We start from the raw sequence: 18811 nt of genomic DNA, 5'->3' as shown, positions 1-18811 counted from the left end.
CCCGCTGGAGTTCTGGGAGTTCGAGCCCATGGTTCCGGAGTTCTGCCCAGCGGGGCCGGGCGGATTGATCATCATGACGACCGTGTTGCCGTCCTGCGTCTTGGCCTGGACGAGGTAAGCGGCATCAATGATCTGCACGTCCGTGAAGCCGGCCTGGGTGAGCTGCTGGCGGAGCCGCTGCTGGGCGGGCATCTGGCTGCTGCTCTGGGCGGGGGAAGCCTGGCTGGACTGGCTCTGGCTTTGCTGGGCCAGGACGGGAGGCGCGACAGCCATGGAGGCGGCGAGCATCGCCGTGGCCGCCAGCATGCGCGTCAGGCAACTCCTTCCGGCGTCGCGGGGGAGGCTGGAGTTCGAGGCTAGGCGGGGGCTGTGCACGGGGTGGAGCGTGTTCATCTGGATTGCGCCTTCTCTGTCGTTTGATCCGTCCTACTCTTGCGCGGTCCGGCACGACGGGGACGGTTTCCGTCGGGCGGCTTCGGGTGGCCGCGCTGCCTTTTCAGGAAGGCGGCGACCCACACGGGCGAGGGCCACGAGCACGGCCGCATGGGCTGGCAGAAAGCGTCCGACTACAACTGGCACGCCCTCGTTGAGGTCGGTGTGTCGCGCTGGAAACGTGTCATTGGTCCCGGTCTGCGCTCGCAGACGGAAGCGCGCCAGGCAACCGAAGAAGCCATCGCGACCGCGGCGCACAACCGCATGTTGGACCTGGGCCGCCCGGATTACGTCCGCATCAACTAACCACGGACATCCGCCTGGTTCAGCACGTCCTGGCCGCCCACCGCTGCAACAAGCTCCCTTCATGGGGACATCCTGATTTGCTGCTGAGTAAACGGACTGGACAGAGTGCTAAGCGGGTCACCGGCCCTTTCCTTCTGGTTGCTGCTCGCCTGATGAGACGTTCAGATCTTGCTCCGATACCGACTTGGTTCCACCTTGGCCGGCCGCATGCCGCGGAGAAATCTTCCGCCGCTCCTCGAATTCCTGGAGCGATGATTTGGGCGTCAGTCGATCCATTGCGGAGGTCGCGCTCTCCGTCGGACGTGTTGGGCCGCCTGGCCGAGCTCCAGCCCGCTGAAGTGTCTCATCTTGGTAGCCCAAGCGATCCATCATTCAACTCCTGATCGCGGATGTACCGATCCTGCCGAGGCGAGTTCTGCACGTGCATTAACATGGGACGCATTCACGGCGGTGTGACGGGCTCACCAACAAACCGGACTGGGCCGCATGGGGGCGCAGCAACTTCCAACTGGTGTCAATGCTGACCAGTGTCGCCCACTTAAATGCGTTGGCCGAGAGAGGCCGTGACGAGGCTTCCAGCCGCTCCACAAGGGTCCATGCTTCGACTGCAGGATACAGGCGAAGGTGAGCGAGTATAAGGCTACCGGCAATACGCCCTTCTCGCCACGCCGTTTAGTCGCTCCATCCTCGGCACCAGGGCGGTGCGCGATCAACGAGTATGCGAAGGTGTTGCGCCCCGGTTGGAAGCATCATCCCTGCCCTCTACGCGAGCGGGGCTCCCCTTGCCGAACTCGATCAGCACGCGCAACGCCGGCGCCGGAGCGGCAATCGGACCGAACATGACCTGGGAACCCATTGCCGGGCAAAGTCTCGGGCTGCGCAACACGGCCGGGCCTTGCTGACGAGGTTGTCCGTGGCCGCTTCCGCTGTATGACGGAGGTCAGAAACCTCAGGGTAGCCGTTCACTCGAGGAAACATCCGTTCGCGCAATCCGTTTAGGGGACGCGCACGCCTCAAGGCGCTTGCGCTAGCTGCCATGAATGCTGCGCGACGGATTTGCGGAAGTTGCGGGCGGCAGACCCAAGCAGCCCGCGCCCCCCTCCCCCCGACACACGGAGATTTCCCTATGAAGATCGCCCTCACCACCACCGCATTGGCAACTGTTCTTGCCCTTGGCGCCATTTCGCCTGTACTGGCGCAGGGTCAGGCCACCCCGGCCCAACCGCAGGGCAGTGCAGGCCAGGCGGGCAACCAGTCCGCGCAGCAAATCCAGCAGGCCGAGCAGTCTCTGCGGCAAGCGCAGCAGCAGCTTTCTGGCGCGCAGGGCGGGCAGGCGGCCGGGCTGCAGCAAGCCCGGCAGGCCGTGACCCAGGCGCAGCAGGCGGTCAGCGGGCTGAATGCGCAGATGCAAGGGAATGAAGCCTTCCGCTCTGCGCAGCAGCAGCTGACCGAGGCCCAGAACGCGCTCCAGGGTCAGCAGGTAGATCACCAGCGAGCTTCCGTGCAGGTGCGAGAGGCCGCCGATGCTGTCGCGCAGCTGCATCGTGGCATGGCGGGCAACACTGCGGGCAACAGCACCCAGGCTGGTGCGCAGGTCGCCGTTCAACAGCCGGCACCGCAGGTGAATGTCCAGCAGCCCGCGCCGCGGGTAACGATCCAGCAGCCGCCGCCGCAGGTTACGATTGAGCAGCCGCGTCCGCAGGTCTCGATCCAGCAGGCCGAGCCGCGCGTTACGGTCCAGCAGGCCGAGCCGCAGGTGAATGTGCAGCGCCAGGGCGAGCCCCAGGTGCGCGTGCAGACGCAGGGCGAGCCGCAGGTTCGCGTTGTGCAGCAGGGCCAGCAGCAGGCGACCGATCGGCAGGCCTCCGGCCAGCAGACAGTCGGCCAGCAGCAGGCTAGCAACCAGCAGAATGCCTCCGGCATGCAGCTGCAGGGCCTAATTGGCAAAAACGTGGTCGGCGCGAATGGCCGGGATGCCGGTGAGGTTGAAAACCTGCTCATCGATAGCTCCGGTCGCGTGCGGGCGGCCGTGGTGCAGTGGGGCGGCTTCCTCGGCATCGGTGAGCGCACCGCTGCGGTGCCGATTGAGCGCATCCAGCTCGGCGCCAATAACGAGGAGCGCGCGCGGCTGAACATGACGCGTGAGGAGCTCGAGCGGCTGCCGCGCTACGACCAGCAGCGCGTGGCCGATCTTGGCCGCGAGCAGGGCTGGGGCGAGGGTATCCGCACCTTCCGGTAAGCGGTTCGCCATCTGAGGAACCTCCCCCCGCCCTCGAGCGGGGGAGGTTCTTTGACGGTGTTATATGACGTTCGCCCGAGCCGGTTCGCGAGAGTTGACCGGATGCCGGTCTAGGCGAAGTGCCCAGAGGGCGGGATCCCGCCATTCTTACCCTGGGCCTCACTTCGCGGCGCGCCCGCGAGAGGCAGCGCTAGCGGGACGATTGGTGGGCTACTAATCGCAGCCTGCCTCCAAGCCCTGCGTTCCTACAGGGCGAGGCTGCCCCGATGGACGTTAGGATGAAGAAACCGACGAAGACAGCGATGGCGATGGAAAAGGGAGCCTGCGCGACGGTGGCTTGCGGCGGACACGCTTGAGACGCCGGCTACAAGGGAGTCACGAGCAAAGCCACCGTCCATTCCAGCATGATTGGTTGCTGCTTTGGGTAATGCCTTGGTTGCCGCTCAGGGTCTGCGCCAGTGCGAGTTGTGGCGTAGCGAGCAGCAACAGCACAAGCGTCGCTGCGTGGATCGTCCACCTCAACCGTCTCCAGCCTAGTCCGAAATCGAGCGCGGGCGCCGGAACTTGCGTCGCGCGCTGCTCCGCTGCTGCGGCGTGCTGGGCCGAATCATCGTCGCGCCAGTCAGCTGGAAGTATTGCGCTACGGGAGACGCCACCGCCCACGTGCAGACGGTGGCGCCGCGGGTCGGCTTGGAGCCTACCGAGACCGGCCGCTATCCGACGGGCTGCTGTCCGGCGCACCGCTGGCGCGTCTGAGGAACCCTGACTGCCGCTCGTGGAACCGGAAGAGTTCATTGCCGTGACAGACATAATCGAGTCCTAGTCGATCACCATCAAAACCGGGCGGTTCGGCTTGTCGTGTGCACGGACCTGGAAGAACTGCGGCAGTACCTTCACCTGCGTGAAGCCATCCTGCTCGAGGTGCTGCTTCAAGCGCTGATGCGTCATCATCTCACCCTAACCGTATGAGGAGAGCTGCGGACCTCCTGACGAGGACTGGTTCGTGTTAGCCCCCATATTCTGCGCAGCAGCCGGCAGCGCAAAGGCGAGCGTGAGACTGGCAGGGAGAATCGCTTTCCGTATGATGCTTCTCCTCGCGCGACGCACGCGCAGCCCAATCTGCGGCATCCGCGGTATCGGGCAATAACCTGTGATGGTGCCGCGACTTACCATTCTGTATGGCCGCCCCCCGTTGGGAGGATCGGCACCACCCGCGGCGGAAGCAATCAATCTGTTGACGTGCTCCGATGGCCTGTGCCGACCTCTGGTTCCGCGCGGTGCGCACGCCGGCCAAGCGAGAAGATCAGCCCGGCGGAGCGGCTTACTAAATCGTGAGTGGGCGACTTAACGCTGGTGGAGGCACTGATTGTCTGCTGCTCTCGAATGGAGGGGCGGCCAGTGATCTGGCACCCGCTGCTTCAGCGGCACCCGGGAGATAGGCAATGCCTGACGCGTTCTCTCCGATGGCTTTCGTGCCGTTCTGTGGTCTACCTCCTTTGCCCGGCGCTGTCCGCTGGACCTTCGATCCAGCGCTGCTCACTGTTCTTGCCGCGCTTGCCGCCGGTGGCGTCTTTGCAGCCCGTCGCGGACGGGGCGATCTCCGCCTCGTTCTGGCCGGATGGGCGCTGCTCTCGCTCGCCCTCGTTTCTCCGCTCTGCCACCTCTCCGTCGCGCTCTTCTCCGCGCGCGTTGCGCAGCACCTCGTCATCGCCCTCGTCGCCGCGCCGCTTTTCGCGCTCGGACTGCCGCGTGGCCGGGCGGGCGGCCTTTTGCCGGCATCCCTCGCCTTCGCGGTCGTCCTCTGGGCGTGGCACCTGCCCGCGCCCTATGCCACGACCTTCGAGGGACACCTCGCCTATGCCGCCATGCAGGCCAGTATTGTGAGCACCTCTATCTGGCTGTGGGCCGCGTTCCTCGGCGCGGCGGCGGCGCGGCCCGATGCGGCGGCGCTCGCAGGGATTGCCACCGCGGCGCATACGGGGCTGCTCGGCGCCCTGCTGACCCTCTCACCCCGCCCGCTCTTTTCCGCGCATGCGGGAACGACTTGGCCGTGGGGCCTGTCGCCGCTCGAGGACCAGCAGCTCGGCGGACTGCTGATGTGGGTGCCGGGCGGGCTGCTCTTTGCCGGGGTCATGGTGCTGGCGCTCGCGCTGCCGCTGCGCCGCCTCGCTTCGGGCCCCTCCATCCCGCCCTCTCGAATCGAGACGTGCCGGAGGAGGATGCGGTGACAATCACGTTTCCATGCCTCGTCTTCCCTGCGCTCTCGCTCACGATCCTTGCAGGCCCGGCGCTCGCGCAGGGCAACGATTCCACGACAACAGGTGCCGCGGCGGGCCGGAACACGGGATCCAACTCCGTCCAGGTCGGCGCCCTGACCACCACCGAGGTGACGACTGGCGAGAGCGGCCCTCAGACTGCGGAGAGCGCGTCCGAGGGCACCTCTGGCGACGTGCGGGCGCGTGTCCTCGGACCCGTCTGTAACGACCTGCGCGACCTGCCTGCCGTGCACGCGGCGTGCCGCGCCAAGAGCGGAATGTGAGGAACGCGACGGCATGACGGAAGCCTTTTCCCGCCGTGGCTTGCTGCTGACCGGCGGCAGCGCCGCCGCCGTACCGGCGCGGCCCGCCTCGGCCCAGCACGGGGCGCAGGCCGGTCACGGGACTGCCCTCCCCGCGTTGGGCACCGTGGCTGGCTCGGCGGCCGCCGAACCCTGGCTATTTTTCACAGAGGACGAGGCCTCGCTCGTCTCCGCCGCCGTGGACCGCCTCATCCCGCCGGACACCGAGTTTACCGGTGCTGTCGGCGCCGGCGTGCCGACCTACATCGACCGTCAGCTCGCCGGCGCCTACGGCAGTGGGGCCCGCCTGTACCGCGAGGGGCCTTGGCGCGAGGGACTGCCGCAGCAGGGCTATCAGCTCCCCCACACACCTGCGGAACTCTACCGCGCCGGCCTCGCCGCCTTCGCTGCGGATGCCCGGCGTGGTTATGGCCGCCGCTTCGAGGAGCTCGCGCCCCGGCTCCAGGACGAGGCGCTCCGCCGCCTCGAAGTCGGGGAGGCGGGGTTCGACGAGCTGCCCTCCGCCGTGTTCTTTGAGACTCTCCTCGCCAACACGATCGAGGGCTTCTTTGCCGACCCGATCTACGGCGGAAATCGCGATATGGTAGGCTGGCGGATGGTGGGTTTCCCCGGCGGCTACGCGGGCTACACCGAGCTCGTCGGCCGACACGGCCTGCGCTTTGATAGGCCGCCGAACGGCATTGCGCAGAACCTCCTGCAACACGCCGCCGGGCACGGCCATGGCGCGCATGGCGGTCGCGGCGCCCCGCGCGAGCGGAACTGAGGCGCCCGGCGGTGGCGATACGGATGCCCTCGGTGGACGTGGTGCTCGTCGGCTTCGGCTGGACCGGCGCTCTTCTCGCGAAGGAGCTAACCGACGCGGGCCACAGTGTCCTCGCGCTTGAGCGCGGGCGCGGGCGCCAGACTGTGCCGGACTGGCAGACGCCCGCGATGCATGACGAGCTGAAATACGCTGTCCGACACGGGCTGATGCAGGATACCTCGAAGGAGACGCTCACCTTCCGCAACTTCGAGGGGCAGGAGGCGCTGCCCATGCGCCAACTCGGCTCCTTCCTCCCCGGCACCGGACTCGGCGGCGCGGGCGTCCATTGGAACGGCCAGACATACCGTTTTCAGGAGAGCGACTTCATCCTCCGCAGCCACCTGCTCCGCCGCTACGGCGCGGGGATCATCGCGGAAGGGCTGACGATTCAGGACTGGGGGATCACCTACGCAGAGCTCGAACCGTACTATGACCGGTTCGAGAAGATCTGCGGCATCGGTGGCAAGGCCGGCAACCTGCGGGGCGCGATCCAGCCGGGCGGTGACCCCTTCGAGGCGCCGCGGAGCGACGAGTACCCAAACCCGCCGCTCGAGATGCCACACGCCTCGGCGCTCTTTGCGCGGGCGGCGGCAAATGTCGGGCTGCATCCCTATCCCGTGCCTGCCGCGAACGCCTCCCGACCCTACCGCAACCCCTATGGCTGCGAGATGCAGCCCTGCAATTTCTGCGGCTTCTGCGAGCGCTTCGGCTGCGAGCACTTCGCAAAGGCGAGCCCGCAGGTCTGCGTTCTCCCCGCACTGGAGGGCCGGCAGAACTTCGAACTGCGGACGGGCTGCCAGGTGACGCGGGTGAACTACGACCGCACCTCCCGCCGCGCGACGGGGGTGACTTATGTGGACGCGCGGGGGCGGGAGATTGAGCAGCCCGCGGGTATGGTCGCTCTCTGCGCCTTTGCCTTCCACAACGTGCGGCTGTTACTCCTCTCCGGCATCGGCCGGCCCTACGACCCGAATACGGGCGAAGGCGTAGTCGGGAAGAACTACACCTACCAGACCATGAGCGGCGCGGCCGTGTTTCACGACGCTTCCGTCCGAATCAACCCCTATATGGGCGCGGGCGCCGCGGGGATGGTGGCACAGGACTACAACGGGGAGAACTTCGACCACGGGGGTCTCGGCTTCGTCGGCGGTGCCTACATCGCCGCCTACATGACAGGCGGCCGCCCGATCCAGCACCATCCCGTGCCGTCCGACACGCCGCGCTGGGGCGCGGACTGGAAACGGGCGGTTCGCGAGCACTATAACAGCACCGTCGCCATATCCGTCCACGGCTCCTCCATGCCGCATCGGGGCAACCACCTCGACCTCGACCCCACCTACCGAGACGCCTACGGCAACCCGCTGCTGCGCCTGACCTTCGACTTCCCTGCAAACGACCGGCTGATGTCGGACTTTCTGACAGACCGGGCGATGGAGGTCGCGCGCGCCATGGGCGGCCGTGCCGAGGCGAGTCGCCGAACTGGCCATTACAGCGTCGTTCCCTACCAGACGACACACAACACTGGCGGGGCGATCATGGGCACGAACCCGCAGGAGAGCGCGGTGAACCGCTACCTCCAGTGCTGGGACGCGCACAATGTCTTCGTCATGGGAGCGACGGTGTTCCCCCACAATCCCGGCTATAACCCCACCGACACAGTCGGTGCCCTCGCGCTCTGGGCCGCGCGGGCGATCCGGGACGATTACCTCCCCAACCCGCGCCCGCTGGTGGACGCGTGAGGCGCGTGGCGCTCTTCGCCGGCCTCGCCGCCGCCGCGGCCACCGCAGCTGTCGCCGTGGATGTAACCGGCGGGCGGCCGGAGCAGCAGCGCATCGCCGCGGGCCGCGCGGTGGCTGCCGGGGCGGGCGGGCAAGGCCAGGCGGGAGCCTGCTTCCGCTGCCACGGCTTCGATGGGGCGGCGCAGGCCGCCGCCGCTGTCCCGATGCTCGCGGGCCAGTCCGCCGAGTACATGCACGACCAGCTGCGCCACTACGCCTCAGGCGAGCGGCAGAATGCCATCATGTCCCCGATCGCCTCGGCGCTGACGGAGCAGCAGCGCGCCGACGCCGCCGCCTACTACGCCGCGCAGCGGGTCCCGCCGCCGCATGTGGAACGCCCGGGCGGCGACCCCGCCCTGATCCAGCGCGGCGGCGTGCTCTCGGCGGTGGGCGCGGCCGAGAATGGCGTCCAGGCCTGCCAGAACTGCCACGGTCCCGCAGGGATCGGCATGGCCCCGAACTACCCACGCCTCGCGGGCCAGCCCGCGGACTACATCGCGCTGCAACTCACCCTCTGGAAGCGTGGGGAGCGGCCGGGGCACGCGCCCTACAACTGGATGGTGAACATCGCGCGCCGCCTGTCGGACGAGGACATCCGCGCAGTCGCCCTCTACTTCGCCTCCGTCCAGACGGAGGAGGCTTCACGCCGAGTGGGGGTCCTGCCGTGAGGGCCGCGCCACTTTTCGTGCTCGGTATCACCGTCGTCGTGGTGGCCGTCGGCGCGGCGGTGGTCACGCGGCCGGATATCGGGCGCCCGCAGGGGCCGCCGCCGGGCCTGGAGGCCGCGCGCCCCGCCGCCGCCCCAGCCCTCGTCACCTCGTCTGTCTCGCCGGTCGCCGCACGCTCCTACGGGCTGCCGCCGTCCTGGGGCGCGCGGTCTCACGGTCGGGGGGAAGCGGACCTCCTGCACCTCGGCCGCGCCGTTGTCCTCGGCGGCGAAGGGCCGTCCGTGGCGGGCGGCGACCTCGGCGGCTGGGCCTGCCATTCCTGCCACGGCCTCACCGGCGAGGGGAACGGCGCCGGTGCCTTCCCCCGGCTCTCCGGTCAGGCCTCCTGGTACCTCTACAAGCAGCTCGCGGACTATGCGTCCGGCCGCAGGCAGAACGCGGTCATGACCCCCATTGCGCGCGCGCTCTCCGAGGGCGAGAGGGAGGCGGTCGCGGCTTGGTACGCCGCACAGGGCAGCGCCCCGGCGGCGCCGCGCCCCCGTGCCGAGGTGCGTGACCTCCAGCTCGGGGGTGCGCTCAGCGCGGTCGGCGTGCCGGAACGGGGCATCCACGCTTGCGTCAACTGCCACGGCGCAGAAGGGCGCGGCATGGGACCCTCCTACCCCGCCCTCGCCGGGCAGTACGCCGCCTACACCGCGCTCCAGCTTCGCGCCTACCGCTCCGGCACGCGGGGCAACTCGCCGCTGAACGTAATGGCCGCGATCGCCGCGAATCTTACGGACGCGGAGATTGAGGCACTCGCCGTCTATTTCGCTGCTCTTGGACCGGAGCCGGCGCGTTGATGCGTGCCACGGCCTTCGCGACGGTGATCGCCCTCGCGGGATGCGACGAGGCAGTTCCCGACCACCTCCGAATCCCCGGCGGCAACGCACGCCTTGGCGCACGGATCGTGGCGGAGCGAGACTGCGGGGTGTGCCACGTCATCCCCGGCCTGCGCGGCGCACGCGGACGTGTCGGGCCGTCGCTCGCGGGATTTGGGGCGCGCGGCTACGTCGCGGGCGTGCTGCCGAACAACCCGGACAACCTTCTCTGGTGGCTGCAGGATCCGCCCGCGGTGGCACCGGGCACCGCGATGCCGGATCTCGGCCTCCGCCAGGAGGAGGCGCGGCACGTCGCCGCCTTCCTCTATGGGCTCCGGTGAGCGCGGTGGGCCCCGGAACCGGAGATCGGGCGTGGGGGGATGCCCAGTCCGTCCTTGAGCCCCTCGGGCCCGAGGCGGAGCTCATCGCCGACCTCACCTGGGTCCTCTTCATCGGCGGTGGCATCATCTTCCTTGCCACGATGCTCTTGCTCGCGGTCGCGATCCGCGGCGGCGACGGGCCGCGGCGCATCCTCGGCTCGCGCCGGTTCATTCTCTGGGCCGGGGTCGCATTCCCTGTCGTGGTCCTCTCCGCCCTCCTCGTCGGAACCCTTCGTGTCTCCGCCGCTCTCGACAACAGGCCGATGGGGGCGGAGCCGCTGAAAATCGAGGTGATAGGCCGCCAGTTTTGGTGGGAGGTGCGCTACCCCGGTACCCTGCCCAGTGGCGGGATCGTCACCGCAAACGAGATCCACATCCCCGTTGGACGCGAGGTGGAGCTGCGCGTCTCCGCCGGAGATGTGTACCATTCCCTCTGGATCCCGACTCTGCACGGCAAGATCGACATGGTCCCGGGCCGGACGAACACGCTGCGCCTACGTGCCGCGCGGCCGGGCGTGGTGCGGGGGCAGTGCACCGAGTTCTGCGGCGCTCAGCACGCCTTGATGGCCTTCTACGTCGTCGCCGAGACACCCGACGGCTACGAGCGCTGGCTTGAGCGCCACCGCCTCCCGGCGGCGGAGCCGGTGGACGAGTTCCTCGCCACGGGTCGCAAGGTCTTCGCCGCCGCCGGGTGCGGCGGCTGCCACGCGGTCCGCGGCACGGAATGGGACGCGCGGATCGGGCCGGACCTGACCCATGTCGGCTCGCGGCTCAGCCTCGCGGCGGGCACCCTCGACAACCACCGCGGCACGCTCGGCGGATGGATCGCGGGCGTGCAGGACCTGAAGCCCGGGGCCAACATGCCATCCTACAACGCCGTGCTCGATGGCCGCGAGCTGCGTGCCGTCTCCGCCTGGCTGGAGAGCCTGCGGTGACACCGCCCGCCGACCCGCTCTCGCCCGACGCGCCGCTCCCGAACCCGCTGCCGCGGCCGGAGGGCGAGGTCGAGAAATTGAAGGAGATCTGGAAGACCCCCTTCGGGTGGCGCTTCCCGACGGTGGTAAACAACAACTGGATCGGCGTCCTCTACGTCGGCACCGCGCTGCTGTTCTTCGTCCTCGCGGGGATCCTCGCGCTCGTCATGCGCCTGCAGCTAGCGGTGCCCGGCAACGCGATCCTCGACCATGAGACCTACAACCAGTTCTTCACCACTCACGGCACAATTATGATGTTCCTCTTCGCAGTGCCGGCGATGGAGGCGATGGGCGTCTATCTTCTACCCGCCATGCTCGCCGCCCGCGACCTGCCTTTCCCCCGGCTCTCGGCCTATGCCTACTGGGCCTATCTCATCGGCGGTCTCTTCTTCTTCGGCTCGCTCTTTTTCGGCCTCGCGCCCAATACCGGCTGGTACATGTACCCGCCGCTGACTAGCAAACCCTACTCCCCCGGCATCAACGCCGATTTCTGGCTGCTGGGCATCGGCTTTATCGAGATTAGTGCCATCGCCGGCGCGATCGAGATCATCGTCGGCATCCTCCGCAACCGCGCGCCGGGAATGACGCTGGCGCGGATGCCGCTCTTCTGCTGGGCCATGCTCGTCTTCGCCGCGATGATCGTCTTCGCCTTCCCCGCAATCATCTGGGCCACGATCTTGCTGGAGCTGGAGCGCGCCTTCGACTGGCCATTCTTCCTGCCGGACCGCGGCGGCGATCCCCTGCTGTGGCAGCACCTCTTCTGGTTCTTCGGACACCCGGAGGTCTACATCATCTTCCTGCCCGCCGCCGGAATGGTGTCCATGATCATCCCGACGATGGCTCGCACGCCGCTCGTCGGCTATGGCCTCGTCGCCATGGCACTCGTGGCCACAGGCTTCCTCTCCTTCGGCTTGTGGGTCCACCATATGTACACGACAGGGATCCCGCAGCTTTCCCTGTCCTTCTTTTCCTCCGCCTCCTTCGCCGTCACCGTGCCGACGGGTGTGCAGGTCTTCGCCTGGCTCGCCACTTTGGCGGTCGGGCGCCGCGTCACGCTGAATGTTCCGACGCTCTACATGCTTGGCTTCCTCTTCATCTTCGTCCTTGGTGGTTTAACAGGCGTGATGGTGGCGGTTGTTCCCTTCGACTGGCAGGCGCACGACACCTATTTCATCGTCGCCCACCTCCATTATGTCCTAATCGGCGGAATGGTCTTCCCGCTTCTCGGTGCCCTCTACTATTGGGCGCCCACGGCGGGACGGAAGCTGTCGGACCGGCTCGGGCGATGGTCCTTCTGGCTACTGTTCGGCGGGATCAATCTCACCTTCTTCCCAATGCACCTCAGCGGGCTGCGGGGGATGCCGCGGCGCGTATACACCTATCCTTCTGGAATGGGCCTGGAGTGGCCGAACCTCATCTCCTCCATCGGCGCCTTCGTGGCTGCGGTGGGGGTCGCCTGCGTTGTCGTGGATCTCCTCCGCAACTTCCGGATGGAAACGGGCGGGGGCGGGGGCGGCAATCCGTGGAGCGCCGGAACCCTTGAGTGGCTGCCGAACGACACCTATGCCGCGCGGAGCATCCCCCGCGTCCATGGGCGCGAGCCGCTTTGGGAGAACCCGCGGCTGACGGAGGAGGTGGAGCAGGGTCGCCATTTCCTGCCCGGCACTGTCACGGGTCGGCGCGAAACGATCGTCACCAGTCCCGTCGCCGCCGTACCGCAATATGTCCAGGTCATCCCGGGCCCTAGTTGGGCGCATGTGGTCGCCGCGGCCGGGACGGCCGGGCTCTTCACGATGCTGACGATTCAGCTCGTCTGGCTCGCTCTCGCTTTCGGCGCGCTCGCGGTGCTGGCAACGCTGTGGTGGCTCTGGACCGGCACCGACTACGGCCCGCTCCGCGACGACGCGGAGATCGGCGGTGGGCTGCGCGTTCCTGTCTACCTCGCTGGGCCGGACAGCACGGCATGGTGGGCGATGATCGTCCTCCTCCTCGTGGACGGCACCGTTTTCGCCTGCCTCCTCTTCACCCACGGCTTCCTCTGGCTCGTGAACCCGGAGGGTTGGCCGCCGCCGGGAACGCCGCTGCCACATGCCGTCTGGCCTCTCTTCTCGGCCATGGGCTACACAGGCAGCGCGGTGCTGCTCTGGCTCGCCGACCGCGCCCTGGGCCACGGGCGGGCAGGCGTCATCCTCCCCGCGGTCCTTCTCGCGCTTCCGCTCCTCCTCCTCGGCTTTGGCGCGGACCTTTGGGGCTACTGGTCGGCGGGGCTGCGCCCGACCACCCACTCCTTCGCGTCCTCCGTTTACGCCAACCTGTTCTGGCAGGGGCTGCACGCCGCGATCGTCTTCGTGATGGCGCTCTACCTCGCGGCCCGCCGTCTCGCGGGCATGGTGGACCCGGTCCGGCGCGTCACCTTCGACTGCGTGCGCCTCTTCTGGCTTTATGCCGCCACCCAGGGGCTCGCAGGCCTCGTTCTCACGCATCTGGTGCCCCATGCGCTCCGGTGAGGGTGGCTCCGCCACCCGCGAGGAGACGCGGATGGAGGTGCGGGGCTTTGCGCCGATTAAGGCCGCAGTCGCGGGAATGGTCGTCTGGGCCGTTCACTTTGGAATTGTCTATGGAATCACAGGAATCGCCTGCGAGCGTGGCTACGGCACGCGCATCCTTCTCGGCCAGCCGCTCATCCCTGCGCTCGTCCTCGCGGCTACCGCGCTCGCGCTCCTCTTCGTCGGCTGGATTGTCGTGAGCGCCTACCGCCGGCTCGACTCCGAGCTATCCGGCGAAGATGGGGAGGACGGCCCGCAGTTCACGGTCTGGCTCACCCTCGCCATTGCCCTGCTCTCCGCCCTCGCGATCCTGTGGGAGGGAATCCCCGTGCTCCTCGTCCACCCGTGCGCCTGAGCGACGAACAGGGCGGGTCGGGTATCCCGCGCGACGAGGATGACGCCGGCCGCTCCCCTCGCCGCGGCAAGCGCCTGCTGATCGCGCTCGCCTCAATCTCGGCATCACTGCGGCGGAACTCGTCGGCGGGATCGTGTCCGGCTCCCTCTCGCTCCTGGCCAATGCGGCGCACAACCTCTCCAATGCCGGCTCGGTCCTTGTCTCCTACGTTGCGTGGCGTATCTCCCGGCGCGCCGCGGACCGGCGCCGCACCTTCGGCTACGGCCGCGCCGAGATGGTCGGGGCGCTTATCAACCTCACCACACTCATCGTGATCGGCCTCTACCTCGTTTATGAGGCGGGCCGCCGCTTCCTCGACCCGGGCGAGGTCGCCGGGACCACGATGCTGGTCGTGGGCGTGGTCGCCTTGGCGGAGGACGCCGCCGCGGCCTGGGTGCTGCGGCGGGAGACCGGCAGCCTCAGCGTCCGCAGCACCTACCTCCACATGATCGCCGACGCCCTCGCCACCCTCGACGTCATTCTCGGGGCTGTCGCCATCATCATCTGGGGCACGGCCGCCTGGTGGGTGGATCCGGCCGCTACCGCCGCAATCGCCCTTTATGTCCTCGTCCACGGCACCCGCGAGATGCGGAGCGTCATCTCCGTTCTGATGGACAGTGCGCCACGGGGCTTCGATTATGATGGGCTGGTGGCGGAGCTGCGCGCGGCGCCGGGCGTCCGGGACCTTCGCCACCTCCATGTCTGGCAGCCCGCCGAGGGAAAGATCGCGCTCCAGATCCACCTCGTCCTCGGGAGCACCGACCTGCACGCCGCGACGGCGACGAAGGAGCAGTTGAAGAAGCGCCTCCGGGAGCGCTTCGGCATCTCGCACGCTACGATCGAGGTCGAAGCGGCCGGGTGTGTCGCCCACGACCCCGCCCTCTTCGTTGCCGAGTGGGGATCGGTGCAGCGCCCTCGCACCTCCGGAGAAGGATAGCAGCGCCGTGCTCGGTATCGCCGAATGGTCCCTCTGGCTCTCTGCGACCGTCTTCATGGCCTCGGCGGTTGTCGTCTGGTTCGCCGGCTCCCGGCTCGCAGGCTTCGTGGACGAGATCAGCGACCGCACCGGCCTCGGCGAGGGGCTCGCGGGCCTCTTCCTCCTCGGAGGCATCACCTCCCTGCCAGAGATCGCGGTCTCGGTCACCGCTTCCCTCGGTGGGGAGGCGGCGCTGGCTGTCAACAACGTCCTTGGTAGCGTTGCCGCCCAGGTCGCAATCCTCGCGATCGCCGACGCGCTGATCGGGCGCGAGGCGCTCACCTCCGTCGTCGTGCGGCCCACTGTGCTGCTGCAGGCGGCGCTCAACATCCTCCTGCTGACTTTCGTCGCAATGGCCGTCACTACCGGTGATGTCGCCCTTGGCCCGGTGGGACTGTGGTCCTGTTTTCTACTACTCGCCTATCTTGGCAGCATGTGGCTTCTTTCGCGCTACGAGGGTCGCGATACTTGGACGCCCGCTCCGCACGCCGAGGGTGCCCGCGGGGAGGACGAAGGCGAGAAAGGCAGCACAGACGGCGAGCAGAAAGGCAGTGACGAGAGGCGCCCAATGTCAAGCCTCGTCCTCCTCACCCTTCTTTGCGCCGCCGCCATCCTCGTCGCCGGCACACTGTTGAGCGAGACCGGCGAGGCGATCGCGAAGAAGTCGGGCCTTGGCTCCGCCTTCTTCGGCGCCACCCTCCTCGCTCTGGCGACGTCCCTGCCGGAGATCAGCACGATGGTCGCCGCCGTCCGGCTTCGCCGCTACGAGATGGCGCTGGGCGACATCTTCGGCACGAACCTGTTCAACGCCGCGCTCCTCTTCCTCGTGGACGCGGTGGCGCCGGGTGAACCAGTGCTCGGCCGCGTCGGGCCCTTTGCCGCCTTCGGCTCACTCCTCGGCCTCGTGCTGACAGCGGTCTTCCTCGCGGGCGTAGTGGAGCGGCGCGACCGTACCGTCCTCGGTATGGGCTGGGACTCCCTCGCCTCGCTCGTTCTGTACGCCGCAGGGGTGGGCGTGCTTTATGTGCTGCGCGGGTCAGCGGGCGGGGGCTGACGCGGGCTCAGCGCCCACCGAGGGAGAACTGGTACTCCATGGCCACCGGCACTCGGAACTGCGGCGAATCCTGTCCGATCCCCACGGTACCGAGAACCCCGAGACTCAGCCCGGGCGCGAGACGATGGCGGAGGCTCGCTCCGACCAAATACAAGTCGCGCTGCCCGCGCTCCTGCTGCTCGCGCGCGATGGTCACGAGGGCCGTCGTGTCCTCCCCGACCACCACCGCCGCAGTCGCGGCGAGCCCGCCCTGTCGTCCAGGTCGCAATTCGATTCGCCGCGGTCTCCGCCGCCCGCTCACCGGGCCCGTAGGGCAGATTCGCGGCTTCAAGGGCGGCGAGCGCCGGCCGTCCCTCTCCCTCGTCAACGATCCGCCAGACGGCTTTAAGGCTCACCGTGCCGCCTGCCCGCGTCGCCGCCGTGTCGCCGAGGGACTCCGTCACTCCGATCCGCGTTTCCAGTGCCGGCAGCACCCCGATCTGCGTCAGCGGCGTAACCTGAACCGAATCCCGCGGCCCGCGCCCGCGGTCGCGCTGGTAACGGAGCGTGCCCTGATCCTCCATGCGCACCGCCGAGACCTCTACCACGTCCTCAATCCCGAAAGGCGACCCTATCAGCGGCCGCAGCGGATCGGATTGCGCGGCGACGGCGGGCAGAAGAAGCACCGCAAGGAACGCGAGCGAGGGGGAAGATGGGAGCACGGCGGGTCCTCCGGCATGGCGCTTCGGCCCGCCGCGTCCGCAGCCACGATGAAGCTCGCCACCGATCCGCGCCAGCACGGGGCCGCTTACAACGGCGTATGCGGCCCCGTAAGCTGGACCGGCGCACCCCGGATCAGGGTAGGTGGTCGGCGAGGCCGGCCGGGCGGGCGCTATGCGTTCCTTATCTCGTCGAGCCAATCCCGCGCCGCGCCGAAGCGCACAATCTCCGCCCGCGATCGCAGTCCAAGCTTCTTCGCCCCGCGCGCCTTGTAGGTCTCGACGGCCTTAACGCTCACCTCCAGCCGCCCCGCGATCTCCTTATGGCAAAAGCCCCGGGCCGTTAGGCGCAGCACCTCCGTCTCCCGCGCACTCATACCACCCGCCTTGCATCTCTCACGTAAGCGTCAGCCCATCCTTCCAATTACCCACATCGTCGATGGGCCGCTTGCGTTGAGTGACCCGCTCGTGATTCGTTTCCATGCACCGCGTTGGCTTTGGACGAGGTGCTGGTATGTCGGACGGCGCTGGTGCTCCGGCGGCCGCTGGTTTGTCATGGGTTGATGGCGAGCTGCCGTCCAATGGTCTAGGTGACGAGCGTCTGGTGGGGCGATTGCGGCTGCTGCTACGGCAGCTGAGCAATGCCATCGGGCGACCAGCGCACAGCCGGCGGGCGCGTGCCTTTCTTGGCCCAGATCCGTGCAGTGTGCCCTGCCGGCCCACCCGGGCTTCGTCCATGAACCAGATCTCAAGAGGTGTGCCGGGGATGACTTCGCTGACGGTCTCCTTCACCCGATCAGCGAAGCCCCCCTAAAAGCCGCTTGCGCGGCAGGGTCGCTCTGCGGGTGCTATGACCGCACGGAAAGACGACGGAAGCGCAGCCTTGCCAGAAGTTTGCCCCCCGTGCGCTCGTGCAGGGTCACTCTGAACTCTCGCCTGATCCGCTCCTGCAGATCGCGGCAGCGCCAGCGCACGACGCCGTCCCGCTCCAGGTCCGATCCCTCCTCGACCCAGCAGGCCACCTGGGCCTCCTGCTCGGCCGAAAGCCGTGGCGCCGGGCCCGGGGCACGACTGTTTGCCAGGCTGCCGATCCCCACGGCATTGTAGCGGTGCACCCAGTCACGCAGCGTCTGCCGGTCCATGCCGCAACTCGCGGCCGCCTCCTCGCGGGAGCACCCCTTCAGCGCCAGCGCGATCGCCAACATCCGGCGCGCCGCGTTGGCATCACGGCTGCGAGCCGCCGCCTGCCGGAGTTCAGCAACGGACAGGTCCTCCGCGTGATCGCCAGCGCCATTCCAACTTCCCGAACCAGCCACCAACAGGAGCGAATCACACCTACGGCGCTGGCGGGATCACTGCGAGTCAGCAATCAAGGTGATTGGTATCACTCGTCGCGGCCGTCGTGCTGCTGATTCTCGCACTGATGGTAGGGCGGATCGTGTTCTGATGCGCAGCCCAGGGCGCCGGAAAAAGTCGCACACGGGCGGTGCGGTCAGTACGGCTCTGTCAGATCTAGTGCCAAGGCTGCCAACGCAGTTCGGGAGATGCTGGCCGCGTACAAGGATTGCTTTTTGCCTGTCAGCAGCCCGCAGATCAACGCCGACTTCCAAATCATAGAGCAGCTTTGAGCTACACCAATGGTCAGTTGGAAGTCCTCCGATTGGCGATTTGTCCACGCGGTTCAGTAACCATTCCTCTCATGGCATGTTGATCAAGCATGCAGCAACTTCTTGCCAGCGTTCCGCTCTGGGTGCCGATCGCGATGCTCGTCGTCACAGCGGCTGCAATCGGCTATGCCGGCGTGCGGTTAGCCGCCGTGGCCGACGTACTCGCCGATCGCACAGGCTTGGGCGAGGTTATTGCTGGCGCTATCTTTGTCGGCGGCGCGACTTCTTTGCCTGGAATCATCACCTCGGTTTCGACCGCTGCGCAGGGACACCCCACGCTGGCCATCGGCAACGCTCTCGGCGGACTGACTGTGCAAACGGCCTTTCTCGCAATCGTGACCAGCCCCCACGAGGGGGTCCGGGCGGATTTTTAGTGGAGCATGGCTACTGCTTGGCCTGAGCTGTTGGATAGGGCCGCGGCGGGGGGCGGCGGATTTGATGGCAGGAGCACCTCGGGTG

Annotated in this window: 18 protein-coding genes and 1 pseudogene; 15 read left to right on the top strand and 4 right to left on the bottom strand. The window is 67.9% G+C overall.

All coding sequences use genetic code 11. The features are described 5' to 3' along the window. Positions 1–306 (bottom strand): PepSY domain-containing protein (locus J8J14_RS22690; protein ID WP_209381825.1); only part of this gene is annotated, 306 nt, incomplete at its 3' end. 237 nt (positions 307–543) lie between these two features. Between J8J14_RS22690 and J8J14_RS22685 the strand changes: the two genes are divergently transcribed. The 14 genes from J8J14_RS22685 to J8J14_RS22620 all read left to right on the top strand — a co-directional run bounded on the left by J8J14_RS22685 (position 544) and on the right by J8J14_RS22620 (position 15987). After that, positions 544–738: a hypothetical protein gene (locus J8J14_RS22685; RefSeq protein ID WP_209381824.1), complete on the top strand. Its 195-nt coding sequence runs from the start codon at positions 544–546 to the stop codon at positions 736–738. 1126 nt (positions 739–1864) lie between these two features. Beyond that, complete coding sequence (locus J8J14_RS22680) at positions 1865–2977, top strand: PRC-barrel domain-containing protein (protein WP_209381823.1); 1113 nt, start codon at positions 1865–1867, stop codon at positions 2975–2977. Positions 2978–4473: 1496 nt separating this feature from the next. Continuing rightward, positions 4474–5205, top strand: a complete 732-nt coding sequence (locus J8J14_RS22675) for a cytochrome c oxidase assembly protein (RefSeq protein ID WP_209381822.1) — start codon at positions 4474–4476, stop codon at positions 5203–5205. Beyond that, positions 5202–5516 (top strand): hypothetical protein, encoded by a 315-nt coding sequence (locus J8J14_RS22670; protein ID WP_209381821.1) that lies wholly within the window; start codon positions 5202–5204, stop codon positions 5514–5516. Before J8J14_RS22675 ends, J8J14_RS22670 begins: the two co-directional genes overlap by 4 nt. 13 nt (positions 5517–5529) lie before the next feature. Then, on the top strand, positions 5530–6318 hold the full coding sequence (locus tag J8J14_RS22665; protein WP_209381820.1) for a gluconate 2-dehydrogenase subunit 3 family protein: 789 nt from the start codon (positions 5530–5532) through the stop codon (positions 6316–6318). 11 nt (positions 6319–6329) lie between these two features. After that, positions 6330–8096, top strand: a complete 1767-nt coding sequence (locus tag J8J14_RS22660; RefSeq protein ID WP_342452518.1) for a GMC family oxidoreductase — start codon at positions 6330–6332, stop codon at positions 8094–8096. Positions 8097–8101: 5 nt separating this feature from the next. Beyond that, entirely contained in the window at positions 8102–8803 is a 702-nt protein-coding gene (locus tag J8J14_RS22655; RefSeq protein ID WP_209381819.1) for a c-type cytochrome, read from the top strand. Beyond that, complete coding sequence (locus J8J14_RS22650) at positions 8800–9645, top strand: c-type cytochrome (protein WP_209381818.1); 846 nt, start codon at positions 8800–8802, stop codon at positions 9643–9645. The genes J8J14_RS22655 and J8J14_RS22650 overlap by 4 nt, the downstream gene beginning before the upstream one ends. Continuing rightward, on the top strand, positions 9645–10004 hold the full coding sequence (locus J8J14_RS22645; RefSeq protein WP_209381817.1) for a c-type cytochrome: 360 nt from the start codon (positions 9645–9647) through the stop codon (positions 10002–10004). The genes J8J14_RS22650 and J8J14_RS22645 overlap by 1 nt, the downstream gene beginning before the upstream one ends. Further along, the gene (locus tag J8J14_RS22640; protein ID WP_209381816.1) at positions 10001–10978 is read left to right on the top strand and encodes a cytochrome c oxidase subunit II; all 978 of its coding nucleotides are present in this window, start codon (positions 10001–10003) and stop codon (positions 10976–10978) included. The genes J8J14_RS22645 and J8J14_RS22640 overlap by 4 nt, the downstream gene beginning before the upstream one ends. After that, entirely contained in the window at positions 10975–13524 is a 2550-nt protein-coding gene (ctaD, locus tag J8J14_RS22635) for a cytochrome c oxidase subunit I (protein ID WP_342452517.1), read from the top strand. Before J8J14_RS22640 ends, ctaD begins: the two co-directional genes overlap by 4 nt. Then, on the top strand, positions 13511–13918 hold the full coding sequence (locus tag J8J14_RS22630; RefSeq protein ID WP_209381814.1) for a hypothetical protein: 408 nt from the start codon (positions 13511–13513) through the stop codon (positions 13916–13918). The genes ctaD and J8J14_RS22630 overlap by 14 nt, the downstream gene beginning before the upstream one ends. Before the next feature lie 103 nt (positions 13919–14021). Next, positions 14022–14894 carry a cation diffusion facilitator family transporter gene (locus J8J14_RS22625; protein ID WP_209381827.1) on the top strand — a complete coding sequence of 291 codons (873 nt, stop codon included), beginning with the start codon at positions 14022–14024 and terminating at the stop codon, positions 14892–14894. Positions 14895–14901: 7 nt separating this feature from the next. Beyond that, a complete protein-coding gene (locus tag J8J14_RS22620; protein WP_342452516.1) occupies positions 14902–15987 on the top strand; it encodes a sodium:calcium antiporter in 1086 nt (361 codons plus the stop codon). A gap of 7 nt (positions 15988–15994) precedes the next feature. Here J8J14_RS22620 and J8J14_RS22615 read toward each other — a convergent pair whose 3' ends face one another. From J8J14_RS22615 to J8J14_RS25230, 3 genes and pseudogenes are all read right to left on the bottom strand, one after another. After that, positions 15995–16255 (bottom strand): hypothetical protein, encoded by a 261-nt coding sequence (locus J8J14_RS22615; RefSeq protein WP_209381813.1) that lies wholly within the window; start codon positions 16253–16255, stop codon positions 15995–15997. 603 nt (positions 16256–16858) lie between these two features. Then, positions 16859–17062: a response regulator transcription factor gene (locus tag J8J14_RS22610; RefSeq protein ID WP_209381812.1), complete on the bottom strand. Its 204-nt coding sequence runs from the start codon at positions 17060–17062 to the stop codon at positions 16859–16861. A 281-nt stretch (positions 17063–17343) separates the two neighbouring features. After that, a pseudogene (locus J8J14_RS25230) lies at positions 17344–17979 on the bottom strand (IS630 family transposase); the annotation flags it as partial. Between the two features lie 423 nt (positions 17980–18402). On the opposite strand from J8J14_RS25230, the gene J8J14_RS22600 reads away from it, so the two are divergent. Continuing rightward, complete coding sequence (locus J8J14_RS22600) at positions 18403–18726, top strand: hypothetical protein (RefSeq protein ID WP_209381810.1); 324 nt, start codon at positions 18403–18405, stop codon at positions 18724–18726. Positions 18727–18811 lie beyond the last annotated feature (85 nt).

The sequence above is a fragment of the Pararoseomonas baculiformis genome (assembly GCF_017813395.1).
Classification (GTDB): Bacteria; Pseudomonadota; Alphaproteobacteria; order Acetobacterales; family Acetobacteraceae; genus Roseomonas; species Roseomonas baculiformis.
The sequence above is the reverse complement of the archived record's forward strand: the minus strand, read 5'-3'. Positions and strand labels throughout refer to the sequence as shown.

Coding starts and splice junctions, on each gene's coding strand:
- J8J14_RS22630 (WP_209381814.1), top strand. CDS start 13,511: ATGCGCTCCGGTGAGGGTGGCTCCGCCACCCGCGAGGAGACGCGGATG.
- J8J14_RS22680 (WP_209381823.1), top strand. CDS start 1,865: ATGAAGATCGCCCTCACCACCACCGCATTGGCAACTGTTCTTGCCCTT.
- J8J14_RS22610 (WP_209381812.1), bottom strand. CDS start 17,062: ATGAGTGCGCGGGAGACGGAGGTGCTGCGCCTAACGGCCCGGGGCTTT.
- J8J14_RS22600 (WP_209381810.1), top strand. CDS start 18,403: ATGCAGCAACTTCTTGCCAGCGTTCCGCTCTGGGTGCCGATCGCGATG.
- J8J14_RS22645 (WP_209381817.1), top strand. CDS start 9,645: ATGCGTGCCACGGCCTTCGCGACGGTGATCGCCCTCGCGGGATGCGAC.
- J8J14_RS22685 (WP_209381824.1), top strand. CDS start 544: ATGGGCTGGCAGAAAGCGTCCGACTACAACTGGCACGCCCTCGTTGAG.
- J8J14_RS22665 (WP_209381820.1), top strand. CDS start 5,530: ATGACGGAAGCCTTTTCCCGCCGTGGCTTGCTGCTGACCGGCGGCAGC.